Annotated in this window: 15 protein-coding genes and 1 tRNA gene; 11 read left to right on the top strand and 5 right to left on the bottom strand. The window is 33.2% G+C overall.

Annotation, left to right across the window (positions count from 1 at the left end; genetic code table 11):
• The 8 genes from Q4Q39_RS19560 to Q4Q39_RS19595 all read left to right on the top strand — a co-directional run.
• Nucleotides 1-2,908: T9SS type B sorting domain-containing protein (locus tag Q4Q39_RS19560; protein WP_303284275.1), on the top strand; the 2,908-nt coding region annotated here is incomplete at its 5' end.
• Between the two features lie 29 nt (nucleotides 2,909-2,937).
• A complete protein-coding gene (locus Q4Q39_RS19565; protein WP_303284276.1) occupies nucleotides 2,938-3,870 on the top strand; it encodes a PorP/SprF family type IX secretion system membrane protein in 933 nt (310 codons plus the stop codon).
• A gap of 14 nt (nucleotides 3,871-3,884) precedes the next feature.
• On the top strand, nucleotides 3,885-5,780 hold the full coding sequence (locus tag Q4Q39_RS19570; protein ID WP_303284277.1) for an OmpA family protein: 1,896 nt from the start codon (nucleotides 3,885-3,887) through the stop codon (nucleotides 5,778-5,780).
• A 135-nt stretch (nucleotides 5,781-5,915) separates the two neighbouring features.
• On the top strand, nucleotides 5,916-6,440 hold the full coding sequence (idi, locus tag Q4Q39_RS19575; RefSeq protein WP_303284278.1) for an isopentenyl-diphosphate Delta-isomerase: 525 nt from the start codon (nucleotides 5,916-5,918) through the stop codon (nucleotides 6,438-6,440).
• Nucleotides 6,437-6,847, top strand: coding sequence for a 6-pyruvoyl trahydropterin synthase family protein (locus tag Q4Q39_RS19580; RefSeq protein WP_303284279.1), 411 nt, complete (start codon nucleotides 6,437-6,439; stop codon nucleotides 6,845-6,847). The genes idi and Q4Q39_RS19580 overlap by 4 nt, the downstream gene beginning before the upstream one ends.
• Entirely contained in the window at nucleotides 6,848-7,819 is a 972-nt protein-coding gene (locus Q4Q39_RS19585) for a type I phosphomannose isomerase catalytic subunit (protein ID WP_303284280.1), read from the top strand.
• 27 nt (nucleotides 7,820-7,846) lie between these two features.
• Nucleotides 7,847-8,116, top strand: a complete 270-nt coding sequence (locus Q4Q39_RS19590; RefSeq protein ID WP_303284281.1) for a hypothetical protein — start codon at nucleotides 7,847-7,849, stop codon at nucleotides 8,114-8,116.
• A gap of 61 nt (nucleotides 8,117-8,177) precedes the next feature.
• Nucleotides 8,178-8,251 (top strand) — tRNA-Thr (locus tag Q4Q39_RS19595).
• Between the two features lie 221 nt (nucleotides 8,252-8,472).
• Here Q4Q39_RS19595 and Q4Q39_RS19600 read toward each other — a convergent pair.
• On the bottom strand, nucleotides 8,473-9,171 hold the full coding sequence (locus Q4Q39_RS19600) for a DUF4369 domain-containing protein (protein WP_303284282.1): 699 nt from the start codon (nucleotides 9,169-9,171) through the stop codon (nucleotides 8,473-8,475).
• A gap of 832 nt (nucleotides 9,172-10,003) precedes the next feature.
• Here Q4Q39_RS19600 and Q4Q39_RS19605 point away from each other — a divergent pair.
• Nucleotides 10,004-10,669 (top strand): M15 family metallopeptidase, encoded by a 666-nt coding sequence (locus Q4Q39_RS19605; protein ID WP_303284284.1) that lies wholly within the window; start codon nucleotides 10,004-10,006, stop codon nucleotides 10,667-10,669.
• Nucleotides 10,670-10,728: 59 nt separating this feature from the next.
• Here Q4Q39_RS19605 and Q4Q39_RS19610 read toward each other — a convergent pair whose 3' ends face one another.
• Nucleotides 10,729-11,076 carry a DUF6249 domain-containing protein gene (locus Q4Q39_RS19610; protein ID WP_303284285.1) on the bottom strand — a complete coding sequence of 116 codons (348 nt, stop codon included), beginning with the start codon at nucleotides 11,074-11,076 and terminating at the stop codon, nucleotides 10,729-10,731.
• Between the two features lie 141 nt (nucleotides 11,077-11,217).
• On the opposite strand from Q4Q39_RS19610, the gene Q4Q39_RS19615 reads away from it, so the two are divergent.
• Complete coding sequence (locus Q4Q39_RS19615; protein WP_303284286.1) at nucleotides 11,218-11,805, top strand: RNA polymerase sigma factor; 588 nt, start codon at nucleotides 11,218-11,220, stop codon at nucleotides 11,803-11,805.
• Nucleotides 11,786-12,199, top strand: a complete 414-nt coding sequence (locus Q4Q39_RS19620; RefSeq protein ID WP_303284287.1) for a hypothetical protein — start codon at nucleotides 11,786-11,788, stop codon at nucleotides 12,197-12,199. The genes Q4Q39_RS19615 and Q4Q39_RS19620 overlap by 20 nt, the downstream gene beginning before the upstream one ends.
• On the opposite strand, the gene Q4Q39_RS19625 is transcribed toward Q4Q39_RS19620, so the two are convergent.
• From Q4Q39_RS19625 to Q4Q39_RS19635, 3 genes are all read right to left on the bottom strand, one after another.
• The gene (locus Q4Q39_RS19625) at nucleotides 12,196-12,699 is read right to left on the bottom strand and encodes a cupin domain-containing protein (protein WP_303284288.1); all 504 of its coding nucleotides are present in this window, start codon (nucleotides 12,697-12,699) and stop codon (nucleotides 12,196-12,198) included. The genes Q4Q39_RS19620 and Q4Q39_RS19625 overlap by 4 nt on opposite strands.
• A gap of 16 nt (nucleotides 12,700-12,715) precedes the next feature.
• Nucleotides 12,716-13,636 (bottom strand): sterol desaturase family protein, encoded by a 921-nt coding sequence (locus Q4Q39_RS19630; protein ID WP_303284289.1) that lies wholly within the window; start codon nucleotides 13,634-13,636, stop codon nucleotides 12,716-12,718.
• A 95-nt stretch (nucleotides 13,637-13,731) separates the two neighbouring features.
• The gene (locus tag Q4Q39_RS19635; protein ID WP_303284290.1) at nucleotides 13,732-14,973 is read right to left on the bottom strand and encodes a DEAD/DEAH box helicase; all 1,242 of its coding nucleotides are present in this window, start codon (nucleotides 14,971-14,973) and stop codon (nucleotides 13,732-13,734) included.
• Between the last annotated feature and the right edge of the window lie 38 nt (nucleotides 14,974-15,011).

The following is a 15,011-nucleotide window of genomic DNA, read 5'->3' on the forward strand; positions in this document are numbered from 1 at the left end:
AGGTACCCCGAACGCAGAGATCACCTATAACATAGACGGGGGGGGCAATACGACGATCACATTAAGCGGAGCAGGCAGCGCGACCTTGAGCGCCTCCAATACCGCCAGCAGTACGGTTAACCTGGTCAGCGTGGAGAACACCACTACGAGCTGTAGCCAGGCTGTAACGGGCAGTGCGACAGTCACAGTAAATCCATTACCAATAGCTGCTCCAATTACAGGTCCTTCAGAGGTTTGTGTAGGCGAAACGATTGATTTGACCGAAGGAACAACTGGTACTATAAATTGGACTTCATCAGACATTAGTATTGCTATTGTAGATGCTAGTGGTGTAGTAACAGGAGTTGATTTCGGTACTGTTAATGTTTATTATGAAGTAACTGATACGAATGGTTGTACCTCTTTACCATCTGCAAATTATACAATTATTGTAGGATCTTCTACTGATACAGATGGAGACGGTTTAACCGATTGCGAAGAGACTACAGGTATTGATGATCCATCAACACCGGAAGTACCAACAGGTACGAGTGATGAGAACGATCCATGTGATCCGATGCATACTGCTGTAGCGTTAATCGATACAGACGGAGACGGACTTACCGATTGTGAAGAGACTACAGGAATTGATAATCCTGCTACACCTGAGGTGCCAACCGGAACTAGTGACGAGAACGATCCATGTGATCCGATGCATACTGCTGTAGCGTTAATCGATACAGACGGAGACGGACTTACTGATTGTGAAGAGACTACAGGAATTGATAATCCTACTACACCGGAAGTACCAACAGGTACGAGTGATGAGAACGATCCATGTGATCCGATGCATACTGCTGTAGCGTTAATCGATACAGACGGAGACGGACTTACTGATTGTGAAGAGACTACAGGAATTGATAATCCTGCTACACCAGAAATACCAACAGGTACGAGTGATGAGAACGATCCATGTGATCCAATGCATACTGCTGTAGCACTAACGGATACCGATGGCGATGGTTTAACCGATTGTGAAGAAACTACAGGAATCGATAACCCTGCTACACCTGAAGACCCAACTAGTTATGGTCCAGGTCCATTTGATCCAAATAATGCCTGTGATCCGGTAGGTATTACTACTATTGATAGTGATGGAGACGGGCTTACTGATTGTGAAGAAACCACAGGAATTGATGATCCTGCTACACCTGAAGTACCAACCGGTACGAGTGATGTGAACGATCCATGTGATCCGATGCACACTGTTGTAGCGTTAACCGACACAGATGGCGATGGTTTAACCGATTGTGAGGAGACTACAGGAATCGATAACCCTGCTACTCCAGAAGTACCAACGGGTACGAGTAATGAGAACGATCCATGTGATCCGATGCATACCGTTTTAGCATTAACCGATACAGATGGAGATGGTTTAACCGATTGTGAAGAAACCACAGGAATTGATAACCCGGCTACCCCAGAAGTACCAACCGGAACTAGTGATGAGAACGATCCATGTGATCCGATGCATACCACTGTAGCATTAACAGATACCGATGGGGATGGTTTAACCGATTGTGAAGAGACTACGGGAATCGATAACCCGGCTACACCTGAAGTACCAACTGGTACGAGTGATGAGAATAATCCTTGTGATCCATCACATACAGCCGTAGCGTTAACCGATACCGATGGTGATGGTGTAACAGATTGTCATGAGTTAACACCACCAGACGGAGAAAGTCCTACTGATCCAAACGATCCTTGCGATGCTATATTAGCAGATATTACATTAGTTCAAACAGGAGTTTATTTGGTAGTAGATTGTGATGGAGATGGTGTGACAAACGGAGACGAGCTAACACCACCAGATGGTGAGAGTGCCACGGATCCAAATGAACCATGTGACTTTATTACTAGTGATATCACGTTAACCCCAGATGCAGCATTTTTAGCAGCAGACTGTGATGGAGATGGTGTGACAAACGGAGATGAATTAACACCACCAGATGGTGAAAGTGCCACGGATCCAAATGTACCATGTGACTTTATTACCAGTGATATGACATTAACCCCAGATGCAGCATTTTTAGCAGCAGACTGTGATGGAGATGGTGTCACAAACGGTGACGAATTAACACCTCCAGGAGGAGAAATGCAAACAGATCCGCATGACCCATGTTCATACAGACCTTCAGATATTACTGTAGTCGTAACAACGACAGCAGATTGTACAGCTGGATTAGAGGTCACTAAATATGCAGATGCGTCAGATATAGAATTAGGCGATGAAATTAGATATACCATCGAGGTAGAGAATACAGGAAATGTAACGTTAACTGATGTTGCTCTGATAGATATCTTCACAGATATTAACGGTAATCCACTAACCTTAACTGAAGAACCAGTATTTGATGATGCCGATCTAGGCAGCACAGAAGGGACTCTGTTAGTAGGTGAGATAGCTACTTATACAGCTACTTTTGAGATTACACAGCAAGCGATTAATTCCGGAGGTGTTATGAATAGTGTAGAAGCCTCAGGTATCAGCCCAAGTTTTGAAACTGTAACCGATATAAGTGATGATGGTGATGATGTAGATGGGAATACAGAAGATGATCCAACTGAGACCGAATTAGGTTGCTTAATAGTCATCAATGAATTCTCACCAAATGGAGACGGAGTCAACGAGTTTTTAATTATAAACTGTATCACCAATTATCCAAACAATAAGTTAGAGATCTATAACCGTTGGGGTAATATCGTTTATAAAAAGAATGGTTATAACAACGAATTTGAAGGAACATCTAATGGAAGAAGTACCATAAACGGTACAGAGAAATTACCAGTAGGAACCTATTACTATGTATTAGACTTAGGAGATGGTTCTAAACCAAAGGTAGGATGGTTATACATTAACAGATAAAATAGAGCAAACACCTAAAGAAATTAAAAATGATAAAGCTATCTTCATTAACAAAAAATTTGATTTTAATAGTGTTTGTTACACTATTAGGTCTAGAGTTAAATGCCCAGCAAGACCCGCAGTACACACAATATATGTATAATACGATGAGTGTGAACTCAGCCTATGCGGGTCAGAGGGATGTATTAAGTATCACAGGTCTATACCGTACCCAATGGGTTGGGATGGAAGGTGCGCCCAAAACAATAACTTTTGGAATTCATTCCCCTTTAAGAAGCAACCGTTTGGGACTAGGGTTAAACCTAGTAAGTGATAAACTAGGCCCAGCGAGTGAAACCAATGTAGATATTAATTTCTCATATACCATCCCTATAGATGAAATACGAGGGACTGAGCTATCTTTTGGGATAAAAGGAGGTTTTCATTTATTAGATACAGATTGGAGTAAAGGTGTATTCCAATATCCAGATAGAGTTTTTAATGATAATCTAAGTTTATTTTCTCCAACTATAGGAGCAGGCTTATATTTACACTCAGAAAAGTGGTATTTAGGACTTTCTGTTCCGAACTTTTTTACAACAGACCATTATGATGATGTTCAAGAGTCTATAGCTACAGAACGTTTACATTATTTTTTAATAGCAGGATATGTATTTGATATAGGAGAAAATACAAAACTGAAACCAGCAGCATTGGTAAAGGCTGTTTCTGGGGCACCATTAATAGCCGACTTATCCTTGAATGCATTGTTTAATGAGAAACTAACCTTAGGATTAGGTTACAGGTGGGACGATTCCATCAGTGGATTAGCAGGTTTTCAAATAAATCCGGGACTATTTATCGGTTATGCATACGATTTAACCACGACAGGGTTGAATAACTATAACAGCGGATCGCACGAAATAATGCTGCGATTTGAATTACAACAAGCAGGGAGAATATTATCACCAAGATTCTTCTAAAAAGATACAGGGACATGAAAAAAATATTATTAATACTACCGTTATTGACATTACTGTTTGTAAACGTATCCTTTGGTCAAAAAGGTGTAACCAGAAAAGCGAAGAAGACATACAATAATTTATCGTATGTAAAAACGACCGAACAACTATTAGAATTGGCAAACGAAGGGAATAGAAACCCTGAGCTGCTAGAGAACTTAGCTAATTCCTTTTATTTTAATAGTAAAATGGAAGAAGCTTCACAATGGTATGGAGAGTTAATAGCTCAAAAAGAAAAAAACATAAATCCTGAAAACTACTTTAGATACTCTCAAGCTTTAAAAGGTATAGGAGCTTATGACAAAGCAGATAAAATCTTAAAAGAATTTATGAGATTACAGCCAGAAGATTCCAGAAGTAAACTATTTCACGCAGATTATTTAGAAACAATTGAAAAACTTTCGGATGATTTTGAGATGAATAATCTAGAAATCAATACCCCATTATCAGATTTTGGAACTTCAATATATAAGGAACAATTAATATTTGCATCCTCAAGAGGAGACGATGAAGAACTGTATAATTGGAACGAACAACCCTTTTTAGATATTTATGAATTGAATGCTAACGGAACAGCCGCAGAGATAAAAGGCGATATAAATACAAAATATCACGAATCGTCGACTGCCTTTACAAAAGATGGCAAAACAGTATACTTTACAAGAAACAATTACTATAAAGGAGAATTCAAAAAGAATTCAAAAAGAATCCATGGCTTAAAAATATATAAAGCTGAATTGAAAGAAGAAGGTTGGACCAATATAGAACCATTACCATTTAATAGTGACGACTATAATGTAGCCCATCCTGCTCTTAATGTAGATGAGACAAAATTATATTTTGCATCCGACATGGAGGGGACTTTAGGTGCATCCGATATTTATGTGGTAGCAATAAATGAGGATGGTACTTATGGTGAACCAAAAAACTTAGGTTCTAAAATAAATACTGAAGGCAGAGAGAACTTCCCATATATAAGTGAAAAAGGGACGCTTTACTTCTCATCTAATGGTCATCCGGGTTTAGGAGGGTTAGATGTATTCTATTTCAGAAATATAGAAAACATAGCTGCTTCAAACAATAAGACGATCAATATCGGGAAGCCAATCAACAGTTCGAAAGATGACTTTGAGTACATTATAAACGAAACCAGCTATGAAGGGTATTTATCTTCAAATAGAGAAGGTGGAAAAGGGGATGATGATATTTATAGCTTTACGAGAAATCCGTATCTACAATATATAACAGGAACTGTAGTCGATAAGAAGACGAATCAGGTTATATCTGATGCAGATGTTGTAATTTATAATCACGCTAATGAAGTTGCTAAGACATTAAAGTCTGATGCAAACGGAGCATTTAGTTTGAAGCTATCAGGAAGTCATAGTGAGTATAAATTAGGGGTGACAAAAGCAAACTATAAAGAAGCCATAGAAGTTTTTGATATCGATACAGATGCATTAGAATTACAACTAATAGCTAAGTTAGAGCGAAATGAAGTGGACTTATTTAAGTTATTAGATTTAAATCCTATATATTTTGATTTTGATAAATCTATTATACGATCTGATGCAGAATCTGAATTAACAAAGATCATTAATTATATGAAGGAGTATCCGGAAACAAAAGTAGATGTAAGATCTCATACAGACTCCAGAGGAGACAAAGCATATAATTTAATATTATCCAATAGAAGGAATAAATCGACGATAGATTACCTTGTAGAAAAAGGAGGAATAGATGCAGGTAGGTTTACAGGACAAGGTTATGGTGAAACTATACTAATAAATAAATGTTCAAAAGGAGTTAAATGTTCTGAAGAGGAACACCAAGCTAATAGAAGAAGTGAGTTTATATTAGTAAAGGACTAACGTTATTATATATTTATCAAATAAAGAAAAGCATTCGTATAACTATGAATGCTTTTTTATTTTATGGTGAAGCTTTAATTTTAATTTCTGATTAGAATATGTTTTTTAATATTTACTTGGTATTTTTGCTTTTCTATGGAAGAAGAAAAAGTAATTCTGGTAAATGAAAAGGATGAACAAATTGGGTTAATGCCAAAAATGGAAGCCCATGAAAAAGCTTTATTGCATCGTGCATTTTCAGTTTTTATTTTTAATAATAAAAATGAATTAATGCTTCAGCAGCGAGCTTTTGGAAAGTATCATTCTCCTGGTCTTTGGACGAATACTTGTTGTAGCCATCAACGGGATGGTGAAACTAATATTGAAGCAGGAAAAAGACGATTACAAGAAGAAATGGGATTTGTAGTTGCTTTAAAAGAATCAATTTCATTTATCTATAAAGCGCCTTTTGACAACGGATTAACCGAACATGAGTATGATCATGTACTGTTAGGTAACTATGAAGAGGAACCTACTATTAATCCGGAAGAAGTAGCTAGCTGGAAATGGATGCCTTTGGAAGAAGTAAAAGCAGATATTCTATTAAGACCAGAATTATACACAGAATGGTTTAAAGTCATTTTCGATAAATTCTACGAACACATAAATATTTCTAAATGAAGGTAACTGTTAGTAGGAAAGCACATTTTAATGCAGCACATCGGCTGTACAGAAAAGATTGGACTTTTGAAAAGAATGATGCTATTTTCGGTAAGTGTAACAATCCTAATTTTCACGGTCATAATTACGAACTTATTGTTAGTATAACAGGTGAGATTGATCAGGAAACGGGTTATGTTATTGATATGAAAATTTTAAAAGAGCTTATAAAAGCTGAAGTTGAAGACGCTTTCGATCATAAAAACTTAAATGTAGAAGTACCAGAATTTAAAGACTTAAACCCAACAGCAGAAAACATTGCTGTCGTAATTTACAATAAAATGAAGTTAAAGTTGGCGTCACATTTAAAATTGGAGATTACCTTATTTGAAACACCTCGTAATTTCGTAACCTATTCAGGAAAATAAATGAATAACACATTATACCCAATTAAATTCAGTCCTATTTTAAAAGAAAAAATATGGGGTGGACAAAAATTAAAAACCATTCTCAATAAAAAAAGTGATTTACCAAATATAGGTGAAAGCTGGGAGATTAGTGATGTAGAAGGGGATACATCTATAGTGTCGAATGGGACTTTAAAAGGGCATTCTTTAAAGGTGCTTTTAGAAACTTTTAAAGGTCATTTAATAGGAAATAAAAACTATAAAGTATTTGGAGATAAATTTCCTTTACTTATAAAATTTATTGATGCCCGAGAAGATTTATCAATTCAATTACATCCTAATGATGAGTTAGCAGCTAAAAGACATAACTCTTTTGGGAAAACAGAAATGTGGTACACGCTACAAGCGGATGAAGGTTCCAACTTAATCGTAGGCTTTAATCAAGACATGACCTCAGAAAAGTATTTAAGCCATTTAGAAGATAAAACACTTACGGATATTTTAAATTTTGACGAAGTAAAAGTTGGTGATACTTATTTTATTGAAGTTGGTCGTATTCACGCTATAGGAGCAGGAGTTATGGTAGCCGAAATACAACAAACAAGTGATATTACATATCGTGTTTACGATTGGGATAGAGTAGATGATGAAGGTAATGAAAGAGAGCTACATAATGATTTAGCCATAGATGCCTTCGATTTTAATATGCCAGATAATTTTAGAGTGGCATATTCTAAAACGGAAAATCAACCTAATGAAATGGTTAGTTGTCCTTATTTTACCACTAATTATTTAAAGGTTACTGAACCACTTAAAAAGAAAAATGAACATGATTCATTTATAATATACATGTGTGTAGAAGGAGATGCTGAAATTTTGGTAAATGGTATTTCTGAATCTATTAAAAAAGGAGAAACTATATTATTACCAGCGGCAATAATAGATTATGAAATTGCTTCTAAAAATGCTACACTATTGGAAGTTTATGTTTAATTTTGCAATCAAATAAAAACACAGATTATGGCAAATGTTAGAGACCTAAAAAAGGATATTAATTATGTTTTAGGTGATATTATTGAAGCAGTTTACGTTTGGGAATATGCAAACACAGACAAAGACACAAAAAAGAGTGAAGCAATTATTGACGAAGCAATTGCTACATTTGATGAGTTAATAGCTAAAGTTAATACTAAAAGTGTTGAAAATGCAAAAGCACACTTTAAGGCGATTAATACGGAGCTAGAAACTAAAGGAAGAGCTTTAATTGAAAAAATTAATAAATTAGGATAAATTTTTTAACGGACTCCTTGTAAATGTTAAATTAGATATTATATTTGCAACCGTTAAATAAGCCGATGTAGCTCAGCTGGCTAGAGCAGCTGATTTGTAATCAGCAGGTCGTGGGTTCGAGTCCCTCCATCGGCTCTAAAAAAGTAAATAACGCAAAGGAAGTCAATATTAGTTTTAAAGCTATTTTTTGACTTGGGAGAAGAAGTTTATCCTGAGCATTACTGAGAAACAAAATATATTTTGTTTTAAAGGTAGCAAACAAAGTTTGTCGAAGGGAGTCCCTCCATCGGCTCTTAATAAAAACAAAAAAGACCTTTCATTTGAAAGGTCTTTTTTGTTTTGGTAACATTTTGATTCTATTTTTCTGAAGCTTTTATTTTATCAATAAATGATTGTAATTTTTTGCCATACTTAGACTTTTTAACTTTTGGTGTTAAGCTAATATTTATCGTATCAAGAAGAGCAATTCTAGCATTGTAGATTTCCGAAAGAGCAAGATAAGGTGCTACTTCACTATCTTTATTGTTTAAAGCAAAATTAACTGTATATAAATATTTTCTTTTTAATATATTATCAGATTCTTTTTTTAGAGCGCGAACTTTAGCTGTATCATTGTTTTTTTGAGCTTCAAAGTGTTCTTTTATTAAATCTAGGTTTCTATCTTGCATTTTAGACATAATAGCTCTGTATTCTTCTAATGTTTTCTGTTGAACAGAACCCTTAATTTTTGCATCATAAACAAAGTTTTTCAAAGTAGTATTGATTTCTGTAATGCCTTTATCTGCAAAAAAAGTGATTCTATCTTTTTCCGAACTATTTTTATCTAAATACAAAAAGAATACTTCTGGAGATTCTAAATCAGAATGTAATTCAAATTGAGAATTACCATTTATAACTAAAGAATCTACAGTTACTATTACGGTATCATTTGCCTTTTTAAGATAAATAGTTCCTTTTTTTAAATCTTTAATATGTCCTTTAACTATTAAATCATGCTGTTTTTCATTACAAGAGATTATTAAAAGTGCTAAAAGTAAAAATGTAATTTTTTTCATGAATAGGGTCGTTTTATATATCGACAAATATCTTATAATTATATTTTAAATGCTAACAGCATATAGTTATTTTATAATATGGTGTTTTTTTAATTTTTTTATTCAATTAATTATAAAATAAATTTTAATTTTTTTAGTTTGGCACAGATATTGATGTACGTATAATAATTATATTTAATTAAAAAGTTTATTGAGTGGTTACTTTAAACTTAAAATGTAATTCATATTTTTGGTTAGTTAGTTAGTAAAAAAGCATTCTTTTCAGGATGCTTTTTTTATTACTAATGTTTTGGACTAAACCTATTTTATTATAAAGATGTTAGTAATGAGGCTTGTATCTGTGAATATCATAAGCTATTATATGTAAATAGACCATTTTATCCCGCAAAGGAAAGCCTTAAATGATTATTTATTAAAGGTAATCATGAGAGATTAATAACTCAGAAGTTTTTTATAAAAACCTATTCCATTATATAAACAATTTTTTAAAAAGTCCAAATATTTAAAATTTTAATTATGTATTTTGACGAGATTAACAGTCTTTTCGTCTGAAAATGTTAAAATTTAATGTATTTCATCGATTTTATATGTTTTTTGTCGTTTTAAATGAATTATAATTTTACTTTTGAAGTGTACTAAATAACACACTTTTTAGTTCAATGGATTAATTAATTAATATTTGCATTATGTTGTACGATATAGAGACCCTAAATCTAGCTTCATAATATAAAAAGCAAATTGAAAGAAAACCGAGTTTGAGGGAACTCGGTTTTTTTGTGTTCAATTTTTAAATACATTAATATTTTATCTACTTTAGCTTATCGCTTAGATTATGAGAAAATTATTGACCCTTCTGTTTATATTTTATTGCGCTTTTTCTTTTGGACAATTAGAAAAAGGGTTTACATATGTTCACGATATTATTCCAGATTTAGATGTAGAATTGAGATACTATACCACAAATAATTTTGTAGGAACACCTATTAGAGGATATCAATCAAATAAACTTATATTAACGGTTGAAACAGCAAAACAACTAAAGTTGGTTCATGAAGAGTTACAAGAGCAGAATTTATGTTTAAAGATTTATGACGGTTACAGACCACAACAATCTGTAAATCATTTTATTCTTTGGGCAAAAGATTTAAACGATACTGTAAACAAACATATATTTTACCCAGAAGTAAAAAAGAAGCATTTATTTAAAGAGCAATATATTGCTTCAAGATCTGGTCATAGTAGAGGCAGTACTGTCGATTTAACGATAATTAATGGAAATACAGGCGAAGCATTAGATATGGGAAGTCCTTATGACTATTTTGGGCAAGAGTCTTGGGTGAATTATGAAAAAATTACTGATAAGCAAAAAGCCAATAGGCAATTATTACAGGCTATTATGCTAAAACATGGTTTTAGAAATTATTCTAAAGAATGGTGGCACTTTACTTTAAAGGGAGAACCTTTTCCTAATACTTATTTTGATTTTCCTATTAAATAAAAAAACCTGTCTTTTTTAAAAACAGGTTTTAATCTTTTTTGATTGATGTATTGTTTGTGTTATTCTTTATCTAGGTTTTTAGTCATATTAAAACCTACAAATAAACCAGCACCAGCCATTAAAAATATGCAACTCACATATAGAGGTTCTTCGTCTATAGCTGTGTAATTCTCTAAAATGGCTGCAATTAAGGTTCCTAAACCTATCCCCATTAATAATAATGATAAGTTTAAAATGAGCACTTTCCATATTGGTGCTGTATGATTTCTGCCTTTAGTAAAAATAGTAGCGTCTACTCCCTTTTCTATAAGTGCTAAACGCTCTTTGTTACGTGTTGAAAAATATAAATAAAAGACTCCGAAGATGGCTCCAAAGATTATTGGTACTATGATTAATTCTGATCCCATAATTGTTTGTTTTTAATTGATTAATTTTAAACTATTCATAGCTTATGACGACACGTTCTTTGTTTTGGTTACACTTTTATTAAAAAAATATTTTTTTGTTATAATGTAACCTTAACGAGTGTATAGTCGTCTTACTTAAAAATGACCACCAACGACCAACATTATATCAATCTAATTATTGATGGCGACACGAATGCTTTTGAAGTATTGGTGGAACGTTATAAAGATTTAGTATTTACTTTAACCTTGCGTATGCTAAAGAATAGAGAGGAAGCCGAAGAAGTCGCACAAGACACTTTTATAAAAGTATATAAATCGCTAAATAAGTTTAAAGGAGGAGCTAAATTTTCGACTTGGATTTATAAAATAGCTTATAATACGAGTCTGGACAGGTTAAAAAAAAATAAAAAACATTTTAATGATGTCGCTATTGACGAATTTACAGAGCATCAATTACGAACCATTGATAATGCCTTAGATAATTTAGAAGATAAAGAACGAGAACAATCTATTAGAGATTGTATCGCTTTATTACCCGAAGATGATGCTTTTTTGCTAACTTTATATTATTTTGAAGAGCAATCTTTAGAAGAGCTATCAAAAACGATTGGGATAAAACCCAATAATGTGAAAGTTAAATTATTTAGAAGTAGAAAAAAGTTAGCAACTATTTTAAGAAAGCGATTGGAACCAGAAATAATTGAACATTATGAAAGAGAACGCAGATAAATATTTAGATAGCTTAGCTAAAAAAGTAATTAAAGAAGCGTCTTTAGAGCGCCCATCTTTTAATTTCACTGCTTCAGTAATGTCTCAGGTTACTGAATTGAGCAATAATACTATTACAGTTTATAAGCCTTTGATTTCTAAAACAGGATGGATTGTTATTTCAATAGTGTTTTTAGCTCTAATCATATATATGCTTTTGGGTATTCAGGAAGAACCAGTGAGTTGGTTTGATTCTTTAGATTTAAGTGTGTTATCCGATAATAAAATACTAAATTTATTTTCAGGATTTTCAATTCCAAAAACACTTATTTATGCTGTTGTACTTTTTGGACTCATGTTTTGTATACAAATCCCCTTGTTAAAAAGCCATTTTAATCAAAGATTACAAAATTAGAGCCTTGAAAAGGCAGTAATGATATTTTTATGTTCTGGGAATTTTGAAATAAGAGTATCTCTTTCTGGGAGTTCAAAATCTTTAAAATCAAAACCAGGAGACACGGTACAACCTACCAAAGCATAAGCATTTTTATCAATAACTTCAGCAGCAAACCAATCTTTAGCTTTTACTACAAATTGTGGATGCTGTCCCTTTTCCATATTATTTCCTATAATGGTGTTAGAATATATACCATCATTGGAAATTATATGAAGTTTTATGGGCGATCCTTTATAAAAATGCCAAATTTCATCTTGCTTAATTCTATGGAATGCAGAGAATGATTCAGATGTTAAAAGAAAATAAATAGACGTGGCATAGTTTCGTTGTCCGGAAAAATCTTCACCAAGATTGTCTTCATTAATAAGTCCATTACTTCTGTAAACTTCTTTAAAATAGCCACCTTCGGGGTGCGGTTGTAATTCTAACTGATCTACGATGTCTTGAATAGTACTCATAATTTATTGAAGAGATTTAATTTTCTTTTTTTAATTGCTCTCTCATTTGTTTAATAGTTAACGAACTTCCATCATGGCTCCATCCAGGAGGGCCAAAGGCATACATAAACTTATGATATATATTGGAGGATTTTTTCATATCATTCCAAATATCTTTGTATTCATGAGTTAATATAATTAAGGGGTTATAAGAGTTTGGAGGTTTTGTAACGCCATAGGCTATATCTATATCGTCATCTAATTCCTTCCAAGTACCAAATAATTTATCAAATAAATTTAGAAACCCACCATGGTTTTTGTCCATATACTCTATGTTTTTAGCATGATGTACCTGGTGCATAGTATGGGTGTTAAATATCTTTTCAATAATCCCCATTTTTGGGATATATGTAGAATGCAATTGAAATTGCCAAAGGGCTTCAATTCCTAAGCAAACGATGACCATTTCTGGAGGAAAACCAATAATAGGTAACCACATGTAAAATAAAGGTTTATACAGAATAGTAAACCAACCATTACGTACGGCAGTTCCTAGGTTAAAATTTTCAGACGAATGATGGACAATATGTGCAGCCCATAAAAAACGTACCATATGATTTTGCCTGTGAAACCAGTAATATGTGAAATCATCTAAAAATTGACACATTAACCACACAGGCCAAGTATAACCAAAAGATTGCCATCCCATAATATTTGTGCGTACGCCATCCACCATAGGATTAAAAAATTCATATAAATAATTAAAAATTATAATAGCAGAAACCGTTTTAATTAGTGGAGCTAAAACGACCGACCCTATTCCCATGGTTAGACTCGACATTAAATCTTTCCATTTGTATAGATCTTTGTGGTTATGTGTTTTGCTATATGTAAGCTCTACTAAAATGAGACCTAAAAAACATGGAATACCGTAAACTAATGGGTTTGTAAAATTCATCTACTTAAATTGAGAGAGACGTTCATAAAAATATAAAAATCAGTGCGATTTTATTTTGGTGAAGGTATTGTTTATATAACGGAATTCTTAATGAATTAGTACCAACGTTTCTTTTTCTTTTTAGAAGCTTCACTTTTACGGCCTTTTTTATACTTACTACCTGTTTTTTTGGATTTATGAATAATAGGCTTCGCTTTTGGATCTAAAGGATATGGATGGTCTTCAATAACGTCTATTTGAATCTGAATAAGTTGCTGTATCGTTTTTACATAATTTTTTTCATCAGCAGAACAAAAAGAGTAGGAGGCTCCTGTATTGCCTGCTCTGGCAGTTCTGCCTATTCTATGCACGTAAGTTTCTGGTACGTTGGGCAAATCAAAATTAATAACAGCATCCAAATTATTTATATCTATACCACGAGCAGCAACATCGGTAGCAATTAAAATATTAACGTTGTTTGACTTGAAATTTTTTAAAGCCTCTTGTCTTAAATTTTGGCTTTTGTCACCATGGATACTATCAACCTTATAACCGTTTTTTAATAATGTTTGTTCTAATTTTTCAACACCAAACTTGGTACGTCTAAAAATAAGGATGCTCCCCTTTATAGTGTTTCTTAATAAGTGTAAGCACAGTTCAATTTTATTGCGTTTTGGTACATAAAAAAGTGCTTGATTTATGTTTTTTGAGGTTGAAGAATTTGGAGCTACTTCAACACGTTTTGGTGTTTTTAAAATGGTGTTGGCTAACTGTTCTACTTTATAAGGAATAGTAGCAGAGAATAATAACGTTTGTTTTTCTTTGGTACAAAGACGTTCAATTTTTTTAACATCGTCAATAAAGCCCATATCTAGCATTAAATCAGCTTCATCTAATACGAAAGTTTCTACGTGATCTAAATTAGCAACGTCTTGTTTGTGCAGGTCAAGTAGCCTACCAGGCGTGGCAATTAAAATATCCACTCCTTTTTTTAGAATATCTATTTGAGGTTCTATAGAAGTGCCTCCATAAATTACAGTGCTTCTTAAGTTGGTGTAAGTACTGTATTTTTTAAAGTTTTCTCCAATTTGTATAGCTAATTCACGGGTCGGGCTTACAATTAAGGCACGTATTTTTTTTCCTCTTTTTGAAGCCTCTTGTTTATCAAACAATAATTGTAGAATAGGCAATGCAAAAGAAGCTGTTTTTCCTGTACCGGTTTGGGCAGAAACAATAACGTCCTTTTTATTTAAAACTAAAGGAATGGTTTTTTCCTGGACAAGTGTTGGTTCATCATAACCAGTTTCTGCAATAGCTCTTAGAATAGGTCTGTTTAATTGTAAGTCTTTAAATGACATGTTTAAATTTTATGTCGCAAAGATACATCAAAATTACT

Origin of the sequence: Flavivirga amylovorans, assembly GCF_030540875.1 — a bacterium.
Taxonomy (GTDB): Bacteria; Bacteroidota; Bacteroidia; order Flavobacteriales; family Flavobacteriaceae; genus Flavivirga; species Flavivirga amylovorans.

Excerpts from the sequence above, each read along its gene's own strand:
- Q4Q39_RS19615 (WP_303284286.1), top strand. The coding sequence starts at position 11,218 with ATGACCACCAACGACCAACATTATATCAATCTAATTATTGATGGCGAC.
- Q4Q39_RS19605 (WP_303284284.1), top strand. The coding sequence starts at position 10,004 with ATGAGAAAATTATTGACCCTTCTGTTTATATTTTATTGCGCTTTTTCT.
- Q4Q39_RS19600 (WP_303284282.1), bottom strand. The coding sequence starts at position 9,171 with ATGAAAAAAATTACATTTTTACTTTTAGCACTTTTAATAATCTCTTGT.
- Q4Q39_RS19585 (WP_303284280.1), top strand. The coding sequence starts at position 6,848 with ATGAATAACACATTATACCCAATTAAATTCAGTCCTATTTTAAAAGAA.
- Q4Q39_RS19565 (WP_303284276.1), top strand. The coding sequence starts at position 2,938 with ATGATAAAGCTATCTTCATTAACAAAAAATTTGATTTTAATAGTGTTT.
- Q4Q39_RS19580 (WP_303284279.1), top strand. The coding sequence starts at position 6,437 with ATGAAGGTAACTGTTAGTAGGAAAGCACATTTTAATGCAGCACATCGG.
- Q4Q39_RS19630 (WP_303284289.1), bottom strand. The coding sequence starts at position 13,636 with ATGAATTTTACAAACCCATTAGTTTACGGTATTCCATGTTTTTTAGGT.
- Q4Q39_RS19625 (WP_303284288.1), bottom strand. The coding sequence starts at position 12,699 with ATGAGTACTATTCAAGACATCGTAGATCAGTTAGAATTACAACCGCAC.
- idi (WP_303284278.1), top strand. The coding sequence starts at position 5,916 with ATGGAAGAAGAAAAAGTAATTCTGGTAAATGAAAAGGATGAACAAATT.
- Q4Q39_RS19570 (WP_303284277.1), top strand. The coding sequence starts at position 3,885 with ATGAAAAAAATATTATTAATACTACCGTTATTGACATTACTGTTTGTA.
- Q4Q39_RS19620 (WP_303284287.1), top strand. The coding sequence starts at position 11,786 with ATGAAAGAGAACGCAGATAAATATTTAGATAGCTTAGCTAAAAAAGTA.
- Q4Q39_RS19590 (WP_303284281.1), top strand. The coding sequence starts at position 7,847 with ATGGCAAATGTTAGAGACCTAAAAAAGGATATTAATTATGTTTTAGGT.
- Q4Q39_RS19610 (WP_303284285.1), bottom strand. The coding sequence starts at position 11,076 with ATGGGATCAGAATTAATCATAGTACCAATAATCTTTGGAGCCATCTTC.
- Q4Q39_RS19635 (WP_303284290.1), bottom strand. The coding sequence starts at position 14,973 with ATGTCATTTAAAGACTTACAATTAAACAGACCTATTCTAAGAGCTATT.